Origin of the sequence: Luteibacter sp. ME-Dv--P-043b (assembly GCF_030209605.1) — a bacterium.
Taxonomy (GTDB): Bacteria; Pseudomonadota; Gammaproteobacteria; order Xanthomonadales; family Rhodanobacteraceae; genus Luteibacter.
The window spans coordinates 78,214-96,369 of record NZ_JARVRT010000018.1 but is presented as its reverse complement, the minus strand read 5'-3'; the positions used below and the strand labels follow the sequence as shown (position 1 = coordinate 96,369).

Annotated in this window: 16 protein-coding genes; 5 read left to right on the top strand and 11 right to left on the bottom strand. The window is 68.2% G+C overall.

Annotation, left to right across the window (positions count from 1 at the left end; all coding sequences use genetic code 11):
• Positions 1-20: 20 nt before the first annotated feature.
• Both QRN34_RS11815 and QRN34_RS11810 read right to left on the bottom strand, forming a co-directional pair.
• Positions 21-800: a LytTR family DNA-binding domain-containing protein gene (locus tag QRN34_RS11815; RefSeq protein WP_285404664.1), complete on the bottom strand. Its 780-nt coding sequence runs from the start codon at positions 798-800 to the stop codon at positions 21-23.
• Positions 797-1,912 carry a histidine kinase gene (locus QRN34_RS11810; RefSeq protein ID WP_285404663.1) on the bottom strand — a complete coding sequence of 372 codons (1,116 nt, stop codon included), beginning with the start codon at positions 1,910-1,912 and terminating at the stop codon, positions 797-799. Before QRN34_RS11810 ends, QRN34_RS11815 begins: the two co-directional genes overlap by 4 nt.
• A 171-nt stretch (positions 1,913-2,083) precedes the next feature.
• On the opposite strand from QRN34_RS11810, the gene QRN34_RS11805 reads away from it, so the two are divergent.
• Complete coding sequence (locus QRN34_RS11805; protein ID WP_285404662.1) at positions 2,084-2,437, top strand: hypothetical protein; 354 nt, start codon at positions 2,084-2,086, stop codon at positions 2,435-2,437.
• On the opposite strand, the gene QRN34_RS11800 is transcribed toward QRN34_RS11805, so the two are convergent.
• The gene (locus tag QRN34_RS11800) at positions 2,420-3,202 is read right to left on the bottom strand and encodes a DeoR/GlpR family DNA-binding transcription regulator (protein WP_285404661.1); all 783 of its coding nucleotides are present in this window, start codon (positions 3,200-3,202) and stop codon (positions 2,420-2,422) included. The genes QRN34_RS11805 and QRN34_RS11800 overlap by 18 nt on opposite strands.
• A gap of 81 nt (positions 3,203-3,283) precedes the next feature.
• Between QRN34_RS11800 and QRN34_RS11795 the strand changes: the two genes are divergently transcribed.
• On the top strand, positions 3,284-3,880 hold the full coding sequence (locus QRN34_RS11795; RefSeq protein ID WP_285404660.1) for an NUDIX domain-containing protein: 597 nt from the start codon (positions 3,284-3,286) through the stop codon (positions 3,878-3,880).
• Here QRN34_RS11795 and QRN34_RS11790 read toward each other — a convergent pair.
• A complete protein-coding gene (locus tag QRN34_RS11790) occupies positions 3,877-5,109 on the bottom strand; it encodes an HD-GYP domain-containing protein (RefSeq protein WP_285404659.1) in 1,233 nt (410 codons plus the stop codon). The genes QRN34_RS11795 and QRN34_RS11790 overlap by 4 nt on opposite strands.
• 176 nt (positions 5,110-5,285) lie before the next feature.
• On the opposite strand from QRN34_RS11790, the gene QRN34_RS11785 reads away from it, so the two are divergent.
• Together QRN34_RS11785 and QRN34_RS11780 are read left to right on the top strand one after the other, a co-directional pair.
• Positions 5,286-5,618: a hypothetical protein gene (locus QRN34_RS11785; protein ID WP_285404658.1), complete on the top strand. Its 333-nt coding sequence runs from the start codon at positions 5,286-5,288 to the stop codon at positions 5,616-5,618.
• Positions 5,619-5,673: 55 nt separating this feature from the next.
• Complete coding sequence (locus QRN34_RS11780) at positions 5,674-6,792, top strand: hypothetical protein (RefSeq protein WP_285404657.1); 1,119 nt, start codon at positions 5,674-5,676, stop codon at positions 6,790-6,792.
• 24 nt (positions 6,793-6,816) lie between these two features.
• Here QRN34_RS11780 and QRN34_RS11775 read toward each other — a convergent pair whose 3' ends face one another.
• Both QRN34_RS11775 and QRN34_RS11770 read right to left on the bottom strand, forming a co-directional pair.
• Complete coding sequence (locus QRN34_RS11775; protein ID WP_285404656.1) at positions 6,817-8,001, bottom strand: AI-2E family transporter; 1,185 nt, start codon at positions 7,999-8,001, stop codon at positions 6,817-6,819.
• Between the two features lie 73 nt (positions 8,002-8,074).
• Positions 8,075-9,271: a DUF2252 family protein gene (locus QRN34_RS11770; protein ID WP_285404655.1), complete on the bottom strand. Its 1,197-nt coding sequence runs from the start codon at positions 9,269-9,271 to the stop codon at positions 8,075-8,077.
• Between the two features lie 525 nt (positions 9,272-9,796).
• Between QRN34_RS11770 and QRN34_RS11765 the strand changes: the two genes are divergently transcribed.
• Complete coding sequence (locus QRN34_RS11765; protein WP_285404654.1) at positions 9,797-11,176, top strand: cation:proton antiporter; 1,380 nt, start codon at positions 9,797-9,799, stop codon at positions 11,174-11,176.
• On the opposite strand, the gene QRN34_RS11760 is transcribed toward QRN34_RS11765, so the two are convergent.
• The 5 genes from QRN34_RS11760 to QRN34_RS11740 all read right to left on the bottom strand — a co-directional run bounded on the left by QRN34_RS11760 (position 11,166) and on the right by QRN34_RS11740 (position 17,680).
• A complete protein-coding gene (locus tag QRN34_RS11760) occupies positions 11,166-12,254 on the bottom strand; it encodes a lipocalin-like domain-containing protein (RefSeq protein ID WP_285404653.1) in 1,089 nt (362 codons plus the stop codon). The genes QRN34_RS11765 and QRN34_RS11760 overlap by 11 nt on opposite strands.
• Positions 12,254-14,764 carry an FtsX-like permease family protein gene (locus tag QRN34_RS11755; protein WP_285404652.1) on the bottom strand — a complete coding sequence of 837 codons (2,511 nt, stop codon included), beginning with the start codon at positions 14,762-14,764 and terminating at the stop codon, positions 12,254-12,256. Before QRN34_RS11755 ends, QRN34_RS11760 begins: the two co-directional genes overlap by 1 nt.
• Positions 14,757-15,419 (bottom strand): ABC transporter ATP-binding protein, encoded by a 663-nt coding sequence (locus QRN34_RS11750; protein WP_036141683.1) that lies wholly within the window; start codon positions 15,417-15,419, stop codon positions 14,757-14,759. The genes QRN34_RS11755 and QRN34_RS11750 overlap by 8 nt, the downstream gene beginning before the upstream one ends.
• Before the next feature lie 30 nt (positions 15,420-15,449).
• Positions 15,450-17,198 (bottom strand): diguanylate cyclase, encoded by a 1,749-nt coding sequence (locus QRN34_RS11745; protein WP_285404651.1) that lies wholly within the window; start codon positions 17,196-17,198, stop codon positions 15,450-15,452.
• A gap of 77 nt (positions 17,199-17,275) precedes the next feature.
• On the bottom strand, positions 17,276-17,680 hold the full coding sequence (locus tag QRN34_RS11740) for a hypothetical protein (RefSeq protein WP_285404650.1): 405 nt from the start codon (positions 17,678-17,680) through the stop codon (positions 17,276-17,278).
• Positions 17,681-18,156 lie beyond the last annotated feature (476 nt).

Here is an 18,156-nt window from a genome sequence, read left to right as displayed (position 1 = left end):
AACGGTGGCGCTTTTTTGCGTCAGTCGCCCGCGTTGCTTCCCGGGGACAGCAGCCGCATGAAGGAGGCCTGCTGGTAGCGGCTCATGCGCAGCTTCTGCCCGGTGTCCATGGTGACCACGTGGTAGCCGTTGAACCACGGCTGGATGGTGCTGACCCGGGCGACGTTGATGATGGCCGACCGATGGATGCGGGCGAACCGTCGTGGATCCAGGCGCTCGGCCAGGGTGGCCATCGTCTCGCGCATCTCGTACTCGCACGAGGCCAGGTGCAGCCGCACCGTGTTGCGTGAGGCCTTGATCCAGACGATGTCGTCGACATCGACCAGGGTGATGTGCTCGTCCACGCGGACCGGAAGACGCTGCAGGTAATCCTTGCGTTCGCGTAGCGCGTCCAGCACTTCCTGCATTTGAGGCACCGCCGCAGCGCCCCCGCGCGCGTGCAAGCGGGCCTTCGCGCGACGCAGCGTCTCGGCGAAGCGGTCGCGACTGAACGGCTTCACCAGGTAATCGACGGCGTGCGCCTCGAACGCGCGCACGGCGTAGTGCTCGAACGCGGTAACGAAGACGGTGGCGGGCATGCGCGATGCACCGATGGTTCCCACCACGTCCATGCCCGTCATGCCCGGCATCTGGATGTCGAGGAACACCAGGTCCGGCGACTGCTCCCGGATGGCACGCGCGGCGGACAGGCCATCGCCGCACTCGCCGACGATCTCGATGTCGGCATCCTCGCGAAGCAACCTCACGATCGCATGCCGGGCCAGCGGCTCGTCGTCCACCACCAGGGTCGCGAGGCTCATGCGGGCATGATCTCCGGCATGTCGTCGGCGTCGTCCAGCTCGCGATAAGGCAGGTGGATGCGACAGGCCACGCCGCGGGGCCAGATCATGTCCAGGCGCAGCCCGGCGGCGTCGCCGTACAGCTCGCGCAGCCGAAGGGCGGTGTTGCGCAGGCCGATGCCGTGGCCGGATGGCGTCGCTTCCGGTCCGGCCCGCTCCAGGGTGCTGTTGTGGTTGCGCACCTCGATGACCAGGCTGTCGCCTTCGTGCCGGATATCGACCTCGACCCGGTCGTCGCCCACCTGCTCGCCGATACCGTAGCGGATCGCGTTCTCGACGATGGGTTGCAGGATCAGGCTGGGCACGGCGCATTCCACCGTGTCGGGCTGCACGTAGATCCGCGTGGACAAGCGATCCTTGAAGCGCATCTGCTGGATGCCGAGGTAGAGATCCAGCAGGACCAGTTCGCGCCGCAGCGTGATCTCCTGGCCGTCCTGGTCTTCGAGGAACGCCCGCAACAGGTCGCTCAGGCGGATCAGCATATCCTCGGCGGACAGCGCATCCTCGCGCAGCAACGTGGCGATCGCGTGCAGCGTGTTGAACAGGAAATGCGGCTGCAGCTGCGATTTCAGCGCGTGCAGTCGCGACTGCGCCAGTTCGCTGGCGAGGCGGCTGGCCTCGATCTCGCGCCGGGTCTTTTCCTCATGCAGCTGCACGCTCTGCTGGATCGCCAGCAAGGCCCAGTAGGTGAACAACCCCGTGCCCATGTGCCGGGTGAACTGGTGCAGCTGCTCGCCCAGGCCGCTGGGCTCGAAGAAGGTGGACACCACTGCGCCGATCAGCATGGACAGGAAGGTGACGACGATGCTGGCCAGCGCATGGATGCCGACCCCGCGCATGCGAAACGCGGGATCGAAGCGGTAGCGCGCGGCAAGACGAAAGACCAGCGGCGCCAGCGCCGCCCAGCTGTACCACTGGATCAGCGACCAGCGCAGGTAGGTGACGGCATCGAACCCGTGGCTGTCCAGGTCGTCGTGGATGGAACGCTGCACCGCGAACACCACCGCAACCACGGTCCATACGCCCAGATAGCGGCCCAGGCCGATGTCGAGGGTTCCAAGCCGGACCTTCATGGCGATATCCACGGAAAAGAGGGCCCAGTCTTGGGCGCCTCGCGACGCGCGTCAACGCCGGTGTGCGCCGGCTACGATTCGTCCGCGCACCGCGACGATTCGTCCCGCGGCGCTACGCAAACGACCGCGCAAGCGCTCTGCTTCGGACCAACATCACGCCGGAGCTGCCCCATGTCGTCCATCCGTATCGCCCTTGTCTGCGTCATCGTCCTCGTCGCCCTGCCCGCGGCCGCCGTCGAATCGCCCGCTCGCGTCTCCGCATCGCGCCTGTTCACCGTGATAAACGCCACCTTCGACACCGCGACCGCGCTGGGCGTCGCACCGGCCGGTAGCGGTGCCTTCGCCGAGCTGCCGCTGGATCCGCCCCTCCAGGGCGGACGCACCGACGCCACGGTGCGGCTACCCGCCGGCGACTGCCTGCGCGACTTCCGGGTGACCTTTCGCAACGGGGCCGCCTTGACGTTCCCCGGTATCGATGTATGCCGGAGCAGCGGCCTGCGCCTGGATTCAGGACGGCGTAGCTGACCGCGGCCCCTGGGCCACCACGACGGAAACGCCTGCCTGGGCCAGTGCCCGGCGCAGCGTATCCGGCGCGGCATCATCGACCACCACGCTCTGGGCCATGTCGATACCGCCGATGACATAGGGCGACGCCGCGCCGAGCTTTTCGGTGGACGCCAGCACGACCACGTCGGCGGCCCGGGCGGCAAGCGCACGCTTCATGTGCGCTTCCTCGAGGTCGCCCGTGCTGAACCCCTCGGTGGGATGCACGCCGGTGACGCCCATGAAATACGTATCCGCACGGATGCGCGACAGCGCCTCCACGGCGGCGGCCCCGACGGTGACCACGGAATGCTTGAACAGCCGTCCGCCGATCAGCACCACCTCGATGCGGGGGTGCGCAGCCAGTGCCACGGCGACGCTGGGACTATGCGTCACCACGGTGGCCTCCAGCGCGGGTGGAAGACAGCGCGCCATCTCGACGCAGGTCGTGCCGCCATCGAGGATCACCACCTGTCCAGGCAGGATCATGCTGGCGGCACGGGCGGCGATGGCCCGCTTCACGCCCATGTGGATGTCCTGCCGCTGCACGAAGTCGCCCATGGCTGCCGAGGCCGGCAGCGCGCCGCCATGCACGCGCTGGAGCAGCCCTTCCGCCGCCAGTTCGCGCAGGTCGCGACGCACCGTGTCCTCGGACACGCCGAAGGCGTCGCTCAGGGTCTTGGCAATCACCTGCCCGTCCCGCTGGAGGGCGGCGAGGATGGCCTGCTTGCGGTGGGTGGTCAGCATGGTTGCACGAACTTCATTGACATTGCACGAAACTGCACGTTACCGTGCAACCCCCTCGTTGTCGAGTCCCCAGGTGCCCCCATGCCCCCACTTGCCGACCGTGTACGCATCGTCGAAAGCCACGTGCTCTCGCACGACTGGTACCTGCTGAAGAAGACCGTGTTCGATTTCCATCGCTCCGACGGCAGCTGGCAGCGCCAGCAACGCGAAACCTACGACCGCGGCAACGGCGCCGTGGTGCTGCTGTACAACGAGCGGATGCGCACCGTCGTGCTGACCCGGCAGTTCCGCTTCCCCGCGTTCGTCAACGGCTATGCGGACCTGCTGATCGAAGCACCCGCCGGGCTGCTCGACCATGCCACGCCGGAGGAACGCATCCGTCTGGAGGTGGAGGAAGAAACCGGCTATCGCATCCACGACGTGCGCAAGGTGTTCGAGGCGTTCATGAGCCCCGGGTCGGTGACCGAGAAACTGCACTTCTTCGTCGCCACGTACGAGGCATCGGCCAAGGTCGGCAGCGGCGGTGGCATCGCCGCCGAAGGTGAAGACATCGAGGTGATCGAAACGCCATTCGACGAGGCGTTGGCCATGGTCGCCCGCGGCACGATCGTGGATGCCAAGACGATCATGCTGTTGCAGCACGCCGCCCTGCATATCTTCGGCACCACGCCGCCCTAGGGCAACGCGAGCTCGGCCAGTTCGGCATCCGACCATTCGCCGCGCGCTTCCTTCGCCAGCACGCGATCGGCGCATCCGGTTTCGGCCAGGTCGAGCACGAACGGGTCCACCCGGCGGCCTTCGACGATCGAGTAGAAGACGCGGACCAGCGGCTGGGTGAGCGCTTCGCGCGAGCCATCCAGCACCACGGCCAGGCGTCCCGATTCCAGCCGTACCAGGGCGCCGGTCGGATAGACACCCACCGTGCGCACGAACGCGCGGAACAGGCGTGGGTCGAAATGGCCCTTCCAGCTCGCCATGCGCTGGACGGCATGCGCCGGGTCCCAGGCTTTCTTGTACGGCCGTTCCGATGTGATCGCGTCGTACACGTCGCAGATCGCGGTCATGCGTGCCAGCCGGGTGATCTGCTCGCCGACCAGCCCGTGCGGGTAGCCGGTGCCGTCGAACTTCTCATGATGGTGCAGGCACGCGTCCAGTGCCTCCGGATCCATGCCGCCGCGGCTCACCAGCAAGCGATGGCCCAGTTGCGGATGCCGGCGCACCTGCGAGGTTTCCGTCGCGCTGAGTTCGGCCGGCTTGTTCAGCACATCCAGCGGAACCTGCGACTTGCCGACGTCGTGCAACAAGCCCGCCATGCCCGCCGCGCGCACGCGCAGCGCATCCAGGTTCATGTGGCGGGCAAAGCTGAGCATCAACGCCGCCACGGCCACCGAATGCATATAGGTGTAATCGTCCGCCGTCTTCAGGCGCACCAGGCTGAGCAGGGCCGAGGGATGCGATTCGATCGAGCGCGACATGTCGTCGACCAGTTCGCGCGCCGCCGTGGGATCGATGCCGCCGCCGAGGCGCGCCTGCTGGAACATGCGTACCACCACACCCCGTGCGCGTTCGCACAGCGCCTGGGCGGTGAGGACAGGATCGGGTACGGCAGCCGCCGGGGGGCACCGCGGCTCCACGGCCATCGCGTCGTTGGTTGTCGACGACGCGGCGCTGTCGGCGACGTCCGCCCTGGCGACAGCGGGAAGTTCACCCAGCCCCTTGGCCGTATCGATCCAGACGGTGGCGACATCCAGCGAACGCAGCGTGGCCAGGTCGTCGGCGGTCTCCAGCAGGAACTTCGTGCGCCAGAACGGATGCGATACCCAGGACACGCCGACGTCGTGGACGAACATGCCAAGCCGGAGCTTCCCGGTCGGAATCTCTCTCAGCGACGACCCACGCGTCCCCATCGCCCTGCCCCCTCGACTGTGACCCCCGTCACATTTGCAGGCTATCGGCATCTCGCCGGGCGGCCTGAATAGGCCAAAAGTCATGGGTCGACACCCCGAACCGTTCGCAAGACCACGCGACTGTCATCTGGAATCCTTAGGATGGGCTCAGGTTCTTGCTGGCTGCGAGGCGTCCCATGTCCCACATGATGCTGTTGAGCGTCGCCGCCGCGGTCGGGGTCGTGATTGCCCTCGTCGCGACACAGGCACCGTTGGCCTCGCGCACGGCGACCTGGGCGGCGGCCGCGATCGGTCCGGCCCTTGCCTGGGTGGCCTGGCGCCTGTTCGATGTCTCGCCGCCCCTGGGAGCCACACCGGAAGCACGTGATCCCATCGAAAGCCTCGACCTGTGGCTGCTGGCAGCCGCGATCGTGCTCGGCCTGGCCGCGCTCGGCTGCGCGCTGCGCCTTGGACGCGTAGGGGTTGCACGCGCGACACGGCACGGTCCCGCGGGGTATCCCGCGCGCTGACACGCGGGGGCAAGAACCGGGCGCTACACTGCGCCTTTCCTGTCAAGGCAAGCACGTGAATCCCAACGAGCCGGCCGTCGCCGATGGCGAACTCACGGCATTGCGCCTGATCGACATCGCCTACAGCATCGATCTTGCCCACGCCGAGCGGCTATGGGCCGAACGCTCGGGCCAGGCCTTCAATCGCTCGCACCTCTCGACGCCGCCCAAGGCCGTGTCCTTCGGTGTCGCGCCGCTGTGGTTGGCGCTGGGCGAGATCGCCTTTCCGCTCGCCGACCGCGATGCCACCGCCCTGCTGTCCGTACGACTCTACGATTTCGGCGTGGCGGCGCTGTCGTTACGCATCGCGGTGAAGAACCAGCCGTGGGAGGTGTTCGCGCGCGACGTGGAATCACTCGACGCACGCGTCGGTGCCGGGGCCGACCCCGCCTTCTGGACCGACCTGCTCGCCCGCGTGCGCGACGTCATCCTGCCCTCGCTGGACCGGCCGGCCACCAGCGCCATCGACGAGGACTACCTCATCGCGACGGTGCATGCCTTCGACACGCCCCTGGATGCGGAGTCGCTGCGCAGCCGGATCGACCTGACCCAGGTACTTTCCGGCGAAAGCCGCCCCCTTTCGCGCGCGGCACGCAACGAGTTGCTGTCGCGCAGCTTCTCGTATTACGCCGACGACCTGGTGGTGCTGAACTGGGACCGCGCCTTCATCTACGAACCGCGCCGCGACACCGACGTGGCCGACGTGATCGAGGTGGCCAATGCGCAGCTGGTGGAGCTGCGCTACTACGACACGTTGCTGGACGACGAGCTGCCACTGATGTACGACCAGGTGGAAAACGCACGCACTGCGGCCTCGCTGCTCGCATCGCGCCGCTTCGCCTACCTCGCACGGCGCCTCTACACGCTGGTGGCGGAGGTGACCGAGCTGACCGAGCGCGTGGACAATGCCCTGCAAGTCACCGAGGACGTCTACCTGGCTCGCGTGTACAGCAGCGCACTGTCGCTGTTTCGCGTGCCGACGCTCAGTGCCTCGGTGGACCGCAAACTGGCGATCGTGCGCGATACCTACGCAGCGCTGTACGAAGAAGCGTCGAGCCGGCGCTCCGAACTGCTGGAAATCGCGATCGTCGTCCTCATCGTGGTCGAGATCGCGATTTCCCTGTTGCGACTCTAGCCCGCTGTGTGACGAACCTTTTCTTCAAGGGTCGATGCCGTGCTTCTCCCCTTCCAGGAAGTGGCCGAAGGCGGCAAGCGGGCGAATGCGATCGCAGACGATCTTGGTGATGGCCAGCATGGGCACGGCCAGGATGGCGCCCGGGACACCCCACATCCAGTCCCAGAACAGCAGCGCCACGATGACCAGCACCGGATTGAGGGTGAAGCGCCGGGCCAGCAGCATCGGGGTGACCGTCTCGCCTTCGATGATGTGGATGGCACCGTACAGGACCATCGGCATGAACGCCTTCCAGAGCGGATCGAGGCTTAGCATGCCCACCCCGAGGAAGGTCACCACGCCCACCAGCGGCCCGAGGATCGGGACGTAGTTGAGCAGGAAGGCAACCGCCCCCCACAGGGCGGCGTCAGGCAGTCCGAGCGCCCACATGGCCAGGCCCGTGGCCACGCCCACCGCCGCGTTCATGACCGTGATCGTCACCAGGTAGGACGACACATCGGACTCGACCTGCTGGGAGATGTCGATCACCTGACGCTTGTCCTTGAAGCGCGGCATCACTTCCACCAGCCGGCGCAGGAAGGTGTCGCCGGAATTGAGCAGGAAGAACAGCACCAGGAACGTGGTCAGGAACTCCGAAGCGAACGTCTGCACGCCGGAAAGGATGGTCGACTGGATATCCGACGAGCCCGTGGCGACGGGCGCCGCCTGTTTCTCGTCCGCCGCGCCGGCACCGGCGCTGGCCGGGGAGCCACCACCCACCATCCCCTTGGCGTGGTCGAGCATGCCCTTGAGGCTGTCGAGCGGGCCGCTGATCACCTGCACACGCTGCTGCAGGCGCGGCAGGCCTTCGGGCAGGCGCTTGGCCCAGTTGCTCGCCGGGCCGCTCAGCGCGCTGCCCAGACCGGCCAGGATGCCGAACAGCGCCAGGATCATCAGCAGCGACGCCAGCACCCGGGGCACCTTGATCCGCGCCAGCAACCGCATTACCGGCTGGAGCAGGAGCTTGAGGATGAAGGCGAGCACCACGGGAAGGATGACTTCCTTGGCGACGAAGGCGCCTGCCAGCACGGCGAGGATGAACAGACCACCGAGGAACACCGTCTTCGGGTCGCTCGGTAGGGGCATCTCGGCGTCGTCGACGGCGGAGTCCAGCACTTTGGAAACCTCCGGTTCGACCGTCGGCTTCGTCTGTGGCGTGCTGCTGTTCATGGGTTCCCCTGAGACCTTGGTTGATTTCGGTGCGGAGTGAAGCACCTCGTGTGAGGGCGCCGTGTGAAAGCCGTCAAGGCGCTGCGGTGGCGTAGCGCCGGCAATGTTCCAGATAGCCTCCTTCATGCGCCTGTACCAGCTCGACCACGCTGCGCCACAGCCACGACGGCGCATCGATGTTCGCCGGCCGGTTGCGCGCCAGTTCGCCCAGCCAGGTGCGGCGCTGCTCGCGGGTGAGCTGCGCCGCGTGGGCACGACCGACCACGTTGCCGAGGTAACGCGCCACATTCATGGCCTGGTCGCCGTCCATGCGCTCGATATCGACCTTCAGGTCCTGCGGGCGCAGTTCGCGCACGAAGACCGACCTTCCCTGTACCCGGCCACCCAGCATGCGCTGGCCGAGATTGGGCGCGAGGTGCAGCGCACCCTCCCTGACCCGCGACGCGTGGTCGCGTGGCATGACGGCATCGGTGCTGCGGGGCGCGGCCGCGCGCAGGGCTTCCTTCACGTCGACCAGGCATAGCTCACCCTTGCCCTGCCCGACGCGAACGAGCAGCGCATAGCGCAGGCGCCCGAGCGAACTGCATCCCTTGACCCAGTACTTGGCATCGACCAGTTCGATCGCGGCATCGTCGGCACGATGCACGATCTGCGTCACCAGTGAGCGCATGCCCTCCGTGGAAACCAGCGCATGCAGTTCCTCGCGCTCCTCGGCCGTGACCGGCCAGAAGCGACGCCCTTCGGGAATGACCGGATGGCTACCGTCGATACGCTCGCGCGCCAGGTCTTTCCAGCGACGCTTGAGCGCCGTCTTCATCACCAGCTTGATAGCGTCCGGTCGTTCGACCACGCGGTAAACCTTGCGGCCGCTGCCCATCGCGCGTTCGTAGCCGTCGATCAACTGCTCCACCATGTGCGCCGTGACCACCCCCGGCAGGTCGGAGCCGCGCGCCGCAGTGGCGAGCGACACCGCCAGCCGGACGATGTCGTGCGCGGGATTGCCGATCACGGACTGGTCGAGGTCGCGGATCTGGATATCGATTCCGCCTTCCATGTCGGCCACGGGACCGATGTTGCTGACATGGCAGTCGCCACAGATCCACATGTCCGGCCCCTTGGGCAACGCGCGCCCGGACTTCTCCAGCCATTCGTAGAACTGCACCGTGTTGCCACGGACGAACGCGTGCGCCGACTTCGCCATCTTCAGGTTGCGCAATGAGGCCAGCCGGGGAGCCCGCTCCTCCGGTGTGCGTGGAATCGTCTTCACCATGCTTGCCTCGTAAGTTCTTGCGCACCATCGTGACGCGCATGCAGCCGCGTAGGTTGACCATGCAATGGTGAAGCCTTCGAGACGGCTATACGGTGTGCCTTGATGATCGAGGACTGGAAATGCTCGCGGTCGTTGATTGGCCACGGGGAGGAGGCGTCGGGGGGTCACCCTCTGCGCTCGGGCAGCGGCCGCAAGCGGCCGAACTCGCTCAGAGGATGACCCCCCGACACCTCCCTCACGCCTGAGGTAACGGGTCGGGCAAGCAACGCTCGCGGCCTCGCGCGACGCGGGTATTCGGGGCTTACCGCCCGAGGTGGCCAACACTTTGCTCTCCACCCAGATGGCCTCTGTCGTCGCTGAGGTGGCGGGTGGTTACGCTCTGAGCGAGTTCGGCCACTTGTGGCCGCTGCCCGAGCGCAGAGTGTGACCACCCGGCGCCTCGTCGCCGCACCCTGCGAGTGACGGCAGCTCGGGCGTTGCCATCCCCTTCGCGGCTGTTTCATGCCCCAGGCGGGATGCTGACCCATGGGTTATCTCGGTTGGATCATCTTCTTCGGTGGGTTGCTGGTGGCCACCTCGGCTAGTGCGGGGTTCATCCAGCGAAGCCCGCTCACCACGTTTGCCGTTTACCTCGTCGCCGGGGCGGCCGTAGGCCCTGAGCTGCTTTCGCTGACCGCATTAGCTTTCGATGGCAGCAGCACGGGGTGGCTGCGCCCAGCGACCGAGATGGGCATGATCGTATCGTTGTTCATCACGGGGCTGAAACTGCGCCTGCCGTTCACCGATCCGGGCTGGCGCATGGCGGTGCGCCTGGCGCTGCCGGCCATGGTGCTCACTGTTGGCGGCGTATGCGTCGTCGGGCATGTGGTGTTCGGCTGGCCGTGGCCGCTGTCGCTTGCCCTCGCCGCCATCCTGTCACCCACCGATCCGGTGCTGGCCAGCCTGGTGTCGGTCGACGATGCACGCGACGACGATGCGCTGCGGGTGGGATTGTCCGGCGAGGCGGGCCTCAACGATGGCACGGCCCTGCCCTTCCTTGTCCTTGCGCTGGCCTGGATGACAGGAGAGGCAACAGGCGATCCGGGCTTCTGGCCGCACTGGTTCACCGTGGAACTGGGCTGGGACTGGGTCGGGGGTATCGGCATCGGTTTCCTGATCGGCTGGGGCCTGGGCCATATCGGCACCCGTTTTCGCCATGCCGCGCAGGGCGTCGCGCCGAGCGACCTGCTCGCGCTGGGCACCATGGCCCTTGCCTACGGCGCAGCAGAGGCGCTGCATGGCTCTGGCTTCCTCGCCGCGTTCGCCGCGGGCGTGGGCTTGCGCCGCGTGGAGATGGATGTCACCCATGGCCATCCGCCGGTGGACGACAACGCCGAGGCACACGACGAAGACGGCATTCGCGCACCGGCGGAATTCCTGGTCAATCCCAACGAGCGCACGACGGCGGAAGCGGAGCATCCGGCGCAGGCGGTCGGCTGGGTCGTGTCCGATGCCATGTCCTTCGGCGAGACCATGGAACGGCTGATCGGCGCGGCGATGGTGTTCATGGTGGGCATCGGCGTGCTGCCGCTGTTCACCCTCGACGGGGTGCTGCTGGCGGCCGCCTTGTTCTTCGTGATCCGGCCGCTGGCCGTGTGGATCGCCACCGTGCGTTCGGGTGCGCCATGGCAGCGTCGGTTGTTGTTTGGCTGGTTCGGCATCCGCGGGCTGGGCAGCCTGAACTATCTGGCGTACGCACTCGTCCACGGCCTGGCGGGACCGCAGGCACGCACGGCGGCCGCCGCCGTCCTGACCGTCGTCGCGCTCAGCATCGTCGCGCATGGCGCCAGCACCACGCCGCTGATGAATTGGCGCAGCCGGGCACTCGCCCGGCACGAAGGTGAGAAAGGCGAAGCTAGAGGCTGACTTTGCCGCCGTAGCCCACCAGTTCCAGGTAGCCGCGCCCACCCTCGGTCTGCACGGCTCCCTCCCAGTACACCGGGCCGCCCGTGCGACGCGTATCCAGTTCCTGGTCGTCGAACAGGGGACGCAGCGTGAAGCGACGCGGTCCCGACGGCAGCGTCACCGTGATCTCGGTCTCGACCGGATACGCCGCGGCGGTGCGCGGCGAGCGCCAGCGACGACGCGGGGCAAACACAACATCCGCGGGACCGAGCACCGTCACCTTGCCGTCCGCGGCCCGCAGGCTGCCGCCGGCCCACACGGCGTGGCCCTGCGCATCGCGCACACGGAAGACGGTGAGGGCACTGCCGTCATCCATGTTCAGGCCCGCCCAGTCCCAGCCGACCGACCTCGGGTCCAGCAGGCTGGACGACCATTCGCGATCGAGCCACGCCTCACCGCGTACCGTTTCCTTGTCGCCGCCGCGCGAAAGACTGCCCGAAACCGCGAGGTGCGGCAGGCTGAAATACGCGCTGGCTTGACCGGTCGCCGGTCCCTTGCGGCTGTAGCCCGCATCGCCCTGCAACAGGGCCGGCTGGGTCGGCGTGAGCGTCAGGTCCAGCGCGAAAGTCTCGCCATGCACCTGCGTAGTGAATCGGCCGTCCGCCTCGCGATGCAGGCGCCAGTCGCCCAGCGTCAGGTCGGCGGCTTCCGTCGACGCGCCGGCCAGGCCGAATCCTTCGCGCGCCAGCCGCTGTGCGTCCAGGATATGGCCGGTGGCGGGATCGGACAGCGCCACGTGCCCGATGATCGCCTGACGGGGTGCAAAGCGGCTGGGGTTGCCATCGTCGAACGGCAAGCGGGAGCGGAAGAAGGTGACCTGGAAGCCAACCGGACCGCCGCGCGTCTGCAGCCATCCGGTGACGTACCACCATTCGGTCTTGTAACCCGGATGCGCCGCGTGGTCGCGCGGGAGCACCACGGTCGACACCGGCGAGACGGGCGTGTACGCCACACGATCGCCCGCCGGGCACGAGCCGACGGTCAAGCCCGCGCCGACAACCATCCACAGCGCCAGCCGGCGCGGCCATATCACCCGCATCACCAGTCCTCCCGCACGGCACGCACGGCATCGGTGGACAGCACGCGGCGTCCGACCAGCAACGCCGTGCCTCCCGTCGCGACGGCCAGTGCAACGACGACACCGCCGAGCAACGGCCACGGCAGCAGGGTATCCATCGTCCAGTGGAACGATTGCGGGTTCACCACGCGGATCAGCACCTGGCTCATGGCCAGGCCCAGTACGACACCGGCCACGCCGCCAACCAGTCCCAGCAGCGTGCCTTCGATCAGCAGCATGCGCGCGAGGTCGCCGCGCAGCGCCCCGACGTGACGCAACATGCCGAACTCGCGGATGCGCGACAGTACCTGCGCGCCGATGGTGGCCGCCACGCCGGCCAGGCCGACGCACACCGCGATGCCCTCGAGCAGGTACGTAATGAGGAAACTGCGGTCGAACGCTTGCAGCGCCGTGCCGCGAATGTCCGCCGGTCGGCTGATGGTCGCCGCCGTGCCGCCGGCCTGCGCGACCACGCGCAATGCGTCCGCCACGGCATCGACAGGCGTACCCGGCATCACGCCGATGGATACGCCACTGCGCGAACGGTCGCCCGTCAGTCGCGTATACATGCGCTCATCGATGACGATGGCACCCTGCTGGCGGGCGTAGTCGCGCCACACACCGGCCACGGTTGCCCGCGGCGATCCCGGCAGCGGCAAGGTCAGCGTATCGCCGGGCAACCAGTGATAGATGCGCGAGGCGGGCTCGGACACCCAGACCGGCAGACTGCCGGACGGGGGCGGCCGCTGTGGGCCGATCAGCGCCAGGCGAGCGCCCGGCCCGTCGAGCGTCCTGACCACCAGCGTGACCGCGGGTCGCCGGGCATCGAACTGCAACGGCACCTCTTTAAGGGTGCCCAGCCAAGCGACGCCTGGCACGGCGCGCATGCGTGCCTGGGTCGCGGCATCGAAGCTGCCGCCCGCGCCCGTCCCCGCCACGACGTAGAGGTCGGCCTGCAGCACATCGCCCAGCCAGCGTTCCACGGAACCGCGGAAGCTGGTGACCATGACCGCCATCGCCACCGTGAGCGCGGTGGAGGCGAGCACGCCCGCCAGGGCGACCGATGCCTGCGACGGCGCACCCCACAAGCGTGCCGCCGCCAGCCGGAACGCCACGGAGCGTACGGGGAGGTGGCGTAGCGGTGCCACCAGCCAGCGCGACAACCAGGGCATCAGCATCACGCCGCCGGCCAGCAGCAGGGCCATCGCGATGTATCCGAACAACGCTATGCCGCCGACGGCGGGCAGCAACGAGGCACCGAGTGCCGCGGTCAGGAGCACAAGCGCCGGCAGCACCCGCGCGGGCGTACGTGGATCGACGGCATCGCCGGCGTTCTTGATCGCGATGCCCGGCGCGATGCGCGATGCCGCCAGTGCGGGCACCATGCTGCCCAGCACGGCCGCGCCGACGCCGAGCGCGCCAAAGACGAGCGCTGGCCAGGGCGCGAACACCAGCCGGGGCGCCTGGCCATGGAAGTATCCGCCGCCCAGGTCGCCGCCGAGCAGCGTCAGCGCCAGCTGGGCCAGGCCCAGACCCAGGCCGATGCCTGCCGCCGCACCGAGCAGGCCCAGTGCCAGTGCCTCGCCCAGGATCTGGGCGAGCAGGCTGCCCTTCGCCATGCCCAGTACCCGCAGCAGGGCCAGTTGCGACCGTCGGCGGGCCACCGAGAGGGATTGCGCGGAATAGACCAGGAAGCCGCCCGTGAGCAGGGCGATCAGCGCCAGCATGTCGAGGTTGACCCGATACGCCGCGGACAGGCCGTCGTTACGGGCGACATCGCTGGCGGTATCGGCGATCACCACATCGGCAGGAAGCACCGCGCGGATGGCCCGCCGCACGGAGGCGGCATCGGCCGATGCCGCCAGATGGACGTCCAGGCGCTGCAGCCTGCCCAGGGCGGCAAAACGCCACTGCGCCGCAGCGATATCCATGACCGCCCGTGGCTGCGCGCCATCGGGAAGGCTGCCGGCAAGGCGCACGCGGCGGCTGCGTCCATTGGCCGAAAGCGTCACGACATCGCCCGGCGCACGGCCGACGAGCTTCTGGGCGCCCTGGGAGAGGTAGATCGCGTCACCGACAAGCAGGCCGCCCATGGCACCTGCATCGATCGGCCCGGCGCCCTGTCCGGCGGGTGCCGGGCGCAGCAGGTCGACGCCCTCCAGCAATACCGGCGTCGTGCCGTCGAGGGTGGCCGGCAACACCACCACGGGCGATACGTCGATGTCGGCCAGGCGCGCCACCCGCGGATAAAGCATCTCGTCGAAACCCAGCGGACTGGCCGAGCGCAGGGTGAGATCCGCCGCTCCGCTGACCGAATGCACGGCCTTGTCGAACTCGCCCAGCGCCGACGCGTTGATCAGGTGCACCGCGAAGCCGAGCGAGACGCCCAGCGCGATGGCCAGCACCGCGGATAACGCGCGTCCCGGATAGGCGCGCCACTCGCTGCCGAGCAGCCAGCGGCCAGCCAGGGGCAGCAGCCGGCGCTCAGCCACGCGGCACGAGACCCTGCTGCGACAGCACGAGCGTGCGATCCGCCGCGGCCGCCGCCACGGCGGAATGGGTCACCAGCAGCACCGCGGCGCCGGCCTCGCGCACGCGCTCGACGAACAACGCGAGCGTGCGCGCTGCGGTCTCGGGATCGAGGTTGCCCGTGGGTTCGTCGGCCAGGATCAGCCCGGGTCGGTGGACCAGGGCCCGCGCGACCGCCACGCGCTGCAATTCGCCACCCGACAGTTCCCGCGGATAGGCGCCACCGCGACCACCCAGGCCCACCGCCACGAGCATGGCTTCCGCGGCGAGCAGCGATTCGCCCGCTTCGCGTCCCTGCAGGGCCAGCGGCAACGCCACGTTGTGCGCCAGGTCCAGGTGCGGCAGCACATGGAACGCCTGGAACACGAAGCCGATGCTGTCGCGACGCAGCGCCGTGCGGCCATCGTCGTCCAGGCCGGCGATGTCGGTGCCGCCGATGCGTACCTGCCCCGCATCGGGGGTATCCAGACCCGCGATGAGGTTCAGCAGCGTGGACTTGCCCGCACCGGATTCGCCGGTGACGGCGACGAATTCACCGGGGGCCAGCGCCAGATCGAGGCCATCGAACAGCGTGCGCCCGCCGGGCACCGTCTTGACCAGTCCATCGACCCTGAGCATCCGGTATGACCTGCGGAAAACCCCAGTGTATCAATGACGCGCTTCGCGCCGTGAATGCGTCCGCCCGGCATACAGCGCGCGGTCGGCCTCGGCGATCACGTCATCGACGGACGCGCCCGCCTCGCGCAGCGCGACGCCCATGCTCAGCGACACGCCTGTCCCGGCCTGCGCGCGGGCGACGTGGGCAAGTGCCTCGTCGACGCGCCGCGGATCGCGCAGGATCACGATGAACTCGTCCCCACCCATGCGCACCACCACGTCGCCCGGGACACAGGCGCCGCGCAGGATATCGGCGACGGCCAGCAGCAATTCGTCGCCACGCTGGTGGCCGTGCGTGTCGTTGACTTGCTTGAAGTGGTCGATATCCACGGCGACGCAGGCCCAGCGCATGTCGTCGGTCTGCTCGGCCTCGAACCCGGCCAGGTACCTCCGGTTCATCGCATGCGTCAGCGCGTCACGCGTGGACCAGTCCAGCAGGGTTTTCTCGTAGCTTTTCTGGGCCGTGACATCCTGGGCGTGACCCAGCACGTAGGGATCTTCCGCGTCGGTATCCAGCACGTTCTGGTAGCGCCAGTAGCGTAGGGAGCCGTCCGGCGCCACCAGCTCGAACATCCCCGCGTCGATCCGCTGGGACCGTATGCGCTCGAGGTACAGGGCCAGGTAGGGACGACGTTCCGGCCGCATGAAGTCGCCCAGGCTGCGGCCGAGGATGTCGCCTATGCCGTAGCCGATCGACGCGGCGGCGGCGGGGTTGACCGCCAGCACGATGCCCTCGAGATCGTGCGTGCAGATCAGGCCCAGCGAATACTGGAACAGCTTGCGAAAACGGCGCTCGCTCGTTTCCAGCGCTTGCATGGCGCGGCGGCGGTCGGTGATGTCCTGCAGGGCGCCGGACAGCTTCACGGGCACATCGCCCTCCCGCTCCAGCGCACCCACGGCGCGAACCCAGATCGGTCGCCCACGGGCCGTCACCATGGGCAGTTCCATGTCCCATGGCAGGTTCTTCTCCACCGCGGCGCCGATCGCCTCGGCAAGGAGCTGTCGCGCCTCCGGCGCGTAATAGCTGACCGCCTCGTCCAGTGACGGCTGGTAACCCGCCGCCACCTCGTGGATGCGGCAGATCTGTTCCGACCAGCGCACCGTGCTGCTTTCCAGGTCGAGTTCCCAGCCACCCACGCCGGCTACCCGGCCCGTGCGATGCAGGAACGCCTCGCTGGCGCGCAGTTCCTTTTCCAGGTGGCGTGCGTGGGCGGACTCGCTTTCGGCGGCCTCGCGCTGGCGGACCAGTTCGGCGCGCTGGGCGATGGCCAGGCCGGCGGCATGCCCCAGGTGCTGCAGGATGCCCACCTGTTCCGCCGACAGGCTGCCGGGCTCGCTGGCCATGACGCACAGCGCACCCAGCACGGTACCGTCATCGAGGTCGATGGGAACGCCCGTGTAGGCACGGATGTTGGGTTGGCCGGTGACCAGGGGATTGGCGGCGAACCGCGGGTCTTCCCGTGTGTCGGCCACCTCGAACACCCGCCCGCTGTTGACCACGTGCTGGCAGAACGCGTATTCCCGCGGCGCCTCGGTCGCGCCGTCCAGGCCGACGTTGGCCTTGAACCATGTCCGCGAGGCATCGACCAGGCTGAGCAGGGAAATCGGTCGCCGGGCAACCAGCGCCGCGGCGCGCACCAGCGCGTCGAAAACAGGCTCGGACGGCGTGTCGAGTATCCGCAGGGCGTGCAGGGTGGCGAGGCGCTCGCTTTCCGTGATGCAGGGGTCACTCGGGGTCATGCGCGGTCACACTCCGCCAGGGACTCAGGTCCGGTAGGGCGCCCGCGACGGCAATAGCGCGTCACGGCGGGCGTCGTTCACGGCTGCGACGTAAGGAGGATGCCCTGGCCGGTCAGCGAGCGGACCAGATGAACCGAGGCATGACAGACAGCCACCGCGCCGCACGCGTCGTGCGACACCAGGGCGATCTCCAGGGCCTCGGCATGGACGGCCACGTCCGCGAGGCCGCGCCGGCGACTGGCGCGCTGCAGGCGATGGGCGCGGAAGGCCGCCTCGTGGATGTCGTCGCGATGCAGCGCGGCGAACAGTGCAGAGGCCTCGGTGGCGGCATCGTGACGGCCCCACCATGCGCCCTCGCTGATCCACGGCGCGGCGCGGCTTGCCAGCGACACCCCGCCCGGCAAGGCAAAGACTTCACCGAGACGGCGCTGGAGCGTCACCCGCCAGACCAGCCGTTCCACCAACTCACGCAGCACCACCATGTCGCCTCTCCCGATCCGAAGGCCGGCAAGGGGGCCGACAGGAGGTGTAAAGCAAGAGCCGTGCCGCACCAACCTCTCGTCAATTCAACATGTTAGATCGGCCAGTTCCCGATGCCGGGTCAATCCCTGGCCACTTTTGTCACTTTTTATCCACGGCAGGCACGTCGCACCGGTGATGAGCGGCGATCTGGCGGTACCACCGACATCGGAGCCCCGCCAGGAAGCCCGGGCTCAGCCCAGCGGAACGCAGCGAACCCGCCGGAAAGCGCCGGCCACGTTGACATTCGCAGGATAGTGCACGAGCATGGATTTTCATTCGGCCTTCCAGACGTCCATAAGCCAAGACGCTTCCGGGGAACACACCATCGTGATCACGCAGCAGCCCATCCACACGCCTTCCCCGATCGCCCTGCCGATCGTGGCGTGTCGCTGTTGTCGTAGCTGATGTTTCCCGCCGGCGCGCGTCGCCGGCGCGG